The organism is Tumebacillus flagellatus (genome assembly GCF_000714935.1).
GTDB classification, from domain to species: Bacteria; Bacillota; Bacilli; order Tumebacillales; family Tumebacillaceae; genus Tumebacillus; species Tumebacillus flagellatus.
On sequence record NZ_JMIR01000085.1, the window covers coordinates 1 to 3,469 of the forward strand.

6 protein-coding genes are annotated in these 3,469 nt (G+C 55.8%); all 6 read right to left on the reverse strand.

Annotated elements, in window-relative coordinates; translation table 11 throughout:
• Positions 1–43: 43 nt before the first annotated feature.
• The 6 genes from EL26_RS25770 to EL26_RS23030 all read right to left on the reverse strand — a co-directional run bounded on the left by EL26_RS25770 (position 44) and on the right by EL26_RS23030 (position 3,400).
• A complete protein-coding gene (locus tag EL26_RS25770; protein WP_152559380.1) occupies positions 44–889 on the reverse strand; it encodes a hypothetical protein in 846 nt (281 codons plus the stop codon).
• A 160-nt stretch (positions 890–1,049) separates the two neighbouring features.
• Entirely contained in the window at positions 1,050–1,685 is a 636-nt protein-coding gene (locus EL26_RS23005) for a hypothetical protein (RefSeq protein ID WP_038094826.1), read from the reverse strand.
• Entirely contained in the window at positions 1,682–1,978 is a 297-nt protein-coding gene (locus EL26_RS23010; RefSeq protein ID WP_038094827.1) for a hypothetical protein, read from the reverse strand. Before EL26_RS23010 ends, EL26_RS23005 begins: the two co-directional genes overlap by 4 nt.
• 343 nt (positions 1,979–2,321) lie before the next feature.
• Positions 2,322–2,759, reverse strand: coding sequence for a hypothetical protein (locus tag EL26_RS23020; protein WP_152559381.1), 438 nt, complete (start codon positions 2,757–2,759; stop codon positions 2,322–2,324).
• On the reverse strand, positions 2,737–3,144 hold the full coding sequence (locus EL26_RS23025) for a hypothetical protein (RefSeq protein ID WP_038094831.1): 408 nt from the start codon (positions 3,142–3,144) through the stop codon (positions 2,737–2,739). The genes EL26_RS23020 and EL26_RS23025 overlap by 23 nt, the downstream gene beginning before the upstream one ends.
• Complete coding sequence (locus tag EL26_RS23030; protein ID WP_038094833.1) at positions 3,137–3,400, reverse strand: hypothetical protein; 264 nt, start codon at positions 3,398–3,400, stop codon at positions 3,137–3,139. Before EL26_RS23030 ends, EL26_RS23025 begins: the two co-directional genes overlap by 8 nt.
• Positions 3,401–3,469 lie beyond the last annotated feature (69 nt).

Below are 3,469 nucleotides of genomic sequence, written 5' to 3' on the forward strand. Positions count from 1 at the left end.
GCTTCGGGCAGGGGATCGGGGCTGAGAGTGCCATGCGTGCCTCCTAGAAGCCGATTTTGGACTCGTCAATCACGATTCCGTCACCGCCAGCCGGGGGCTCCCCGCCGCCGTTCATGCGGATCATGTGATCGAGGATGGTCTGCCACTCGTTGTCCTTCACATCTTGAACGACTTTCTTGATCTCTCGGCCCAGCGCGGCGGATGCCGCTTTCCCAAGATCATCCCATGACATCCCCATTTGAGTGCGGAGGTCGTAGACCTGACCTTTCGGGTTTTTCCCACCTTTGTTTCCGGTGTAACCCGTCGATTGTTGATTTCCAGCGGCACGATCTTGGCGTTGCTGATCGCGTTTGCTGGTATCCTGCGATTTGATCTCTAAGTCCATGTCCTCAACATCTTGCGTGAAGAGAGCAGATGACCGCGTTGCGCTCAATACTGCATCGACGAGCGCGCGTTTCTTCGCCATTTTCAGAAGCGTGTTGTCGAGATCGTCGACCTCGTCGTTCGGGATCTGATATTGCAGGTAGGATCCATTTCTTCCGTTCCGCGATCTCGTTTTAAGTAACTGCGGATTGAGGTTTGGGGGCAACTCGTTTTCGAATACCCAACGCCACTTGTACTTTTTCTCGTGCGAGTTGCAGGAGCCAACTCCATGCATGATCACGCGTCCGTCCGCTCGGCTTACCAGTGGCAAGGTGATCGTGTAGGAGATGTAAGTCGGAGATTTCGAATCATCCCGCACGTAATCGATGCGCGGTTCGCCCGCTGCGAGTCCGTACACGTCGCAGAGTTTTTCAGCGCCGGATTTGAGCAAGGTCGGTTTGTTGACGCCCTCGATAGTTCCAAAATCCTCGCCGGGAACCATGTAGTTCGCCACGAACATTTGCAACTGTTGAATTCGTTGTTGCANAAATCCTCGCCGGGAACCATGTAGTTCGCCACGAACATTTGCAACTGTTGAATTCGTTGTTGCAGTTGAGCGTAGTCGACGGTCATGTTCAAGGTGCCAGCCGTCGGCATCATTTGTTGAGGGAGTTGAAGCGTACCCATTACTGCTCACCCGCTTTCTTGAGCACCAGATTCCCGCGCTCGTTGAGCACCAGCTCGTCGTCGTGGAAGCCCAGAGTCGCGATATCCACGTTGATGAACGAAACTCCTTCTCTGACTTGATCAGCGAGCCCGATGATATCGAGTTCGGCCTTGTCGTCTTCGGGGTACTCCGTCAAGTGGATGCGGACGACGTCCAAGAACGGCATTTCCAATTTGAAGGCGTTCAGGGTGTTGAGCGTGATCTTGCGGGCTTTCTCCAGTTGCTCCGCAGCGGTGAAGTACGCGAGTTGCAGGTTGTACTTTTCGAGGTCCCGCTGGTCTTGGATCTCCATTTCCTCCAGATACGCCACCAGCGCGGCGATCTTCGGTTTGTTGGTAGTGAAGAAGTACCCGTCATAGATAGCTTTCAGCTCCATCGCCATCTCCAACGCGGTGCCGTCAGACACGGTGTCTTTATCCGGCGGGAGGAGGAACGAACGGCTCAACTCCTTCGGTGCGTCCGGGCGGAGCCAGAAACGGAATTGCACGGATACTTCGGTCGGATCCGCGAAGTTGTACTTGCCTTGCTCGCGGTCAGCGTGGTTGAAGGTCTTTTTCGGTCTTTCGGTAGGTGCCAGCTTTGCGATCAGGTTCATTCTTTTTCAACTCCGATCAGATCGAGTGCTTGCGATTTGTACTTTGATTCACGTTTTTCCGCCAACTCGTAAAAGATCAGCATAGCGGAGAAAGTTATGAACACATCGTCAACGCCATTCGGCGCGATGCCGTGGTTGTACTTGATGTCAACCACTTCCATCGGTCCATCATGGTTTTGCAGGAAGGCGGCGATGGAAATGTCCAACTTTTCACAGGTGATTTCCTCGAAGGTCCAAGTTCGGAGTTTCCAAACTTCGCCGTTCGGGAGGTTTTTTACGCTGAATCCGATCATATCGCTCACGCTCCATTTGCTTGAATTTTTCGTTCCGTGGTACACTGTTTGTGAGATATTTCAAAAGAGCTCCATCTGCAGGCCCGACGTTCCAGCGTCGGGCCTGTTTTCGTTTGCCCGGATGATNAGAGCTCCATCTGCAGGCCCGACGTTCCAGCGTCGGGCCTGTTTTCGTTTGCCCGGATGATGATGCCACGGCGCGGGTCAAAGTGCCCCATCTGCGCCTTTCGTGCTCGGCGGTTCGCTCTGTGCTCTGCCAGCGCGTCGTTCAGGCCTTCGCCGACTTGCGCGCCGGTGCGGTTGTGCACGTCCAGCAGTTGGCGGTATCGCTCGGTCATCGCTCTCACCTCCCTTCAAGCGCGCCCGGGCGGTATTGCCCTCCGGCGTACTCCAGTCGGTACTCGCCGCGCACCATGCGGATGTCGCGTTCGCGGTACAGGTCTGCGAATTGCTTGTCAGGAAAGTGGGCTTCGTTGAGTTCCCACGCCCACGTGAGTGCTTTCACCATGCCGACGAGTTCGAATCCGATGCGGGCGCGGTGCTCGTCGTCGATGAAGCGGAAGTGAACGGCGCCGATGCCGTCGGTGATCTCGATGCTCGCGGCGGCGACGATCTCGCCTTTACGCTCGGCAACCAGGTAGCGGGTGTCCGTCGTGGTCGGCATGCGCTTCATGAACATTGCGGCGCGGTGTGCGTCCTCGGCGGGTGCCAGACGGATGGTCAGCGGCGGTATGGCGCTGGCTTTGACCAGTGCTACGCTACGTGCGGTCTGTATCAGCATCGTCATACACCTCGATTGCGGCGGCCAACATGTCGTAGCACTTTTCCCACGACTCGGCTTTTTGTGCTTCCCGGATTACATTCACCAGCCGTTGGACTTCGTTACCAATCCAACCTGTGCGCTCCGCTTCCTTGGCGAGTTCGCCGGTGAGGTAGCGGATTTGCTCGTCTTGCTTCTGAATCCACTCGGAGCGGATGCGGATGTCGTCGCGGTACGTCTCCTCGATCATGCCACTGAGGCTCACTTCTTTTCGCAGGCGGTCGATCTCGTCGGCGGCCCACTCTATTTTCACGGCATTTTCGGAAGGGATACCGAATTGACTTTGGCACATCCCTTCCAAGGCTTCAGCGATCTCGCGCAACTCATCGGCGTCGATCTTAAACAATCTCTTCACCCTCTTCCTCGGTTGCTTTCTTCGCCTTATCGATCAGCTCATAGGTATACGCTTGGCCGTGTTCGGCAGCATCCCACCGAACGATCTGCACGAACAGATTCGCTCGGCACGTCTTACACAGGTCGATAGAGCATTTGGTGAGGAAAACGTGCGTACCTGCGGGATTCTCGCCGCAGGCGATGTTGGAGACGTCTTCTTCGCCACCGCAGGAGTCGCACACGTTCTGTACGTCTTCGAGAGAAATCACAGCCCCTCACCCCCAGCGCGGTTGATCCGCTTCATTTCGTCGGAGATACAAGCGTTCCGCATGCTCTCG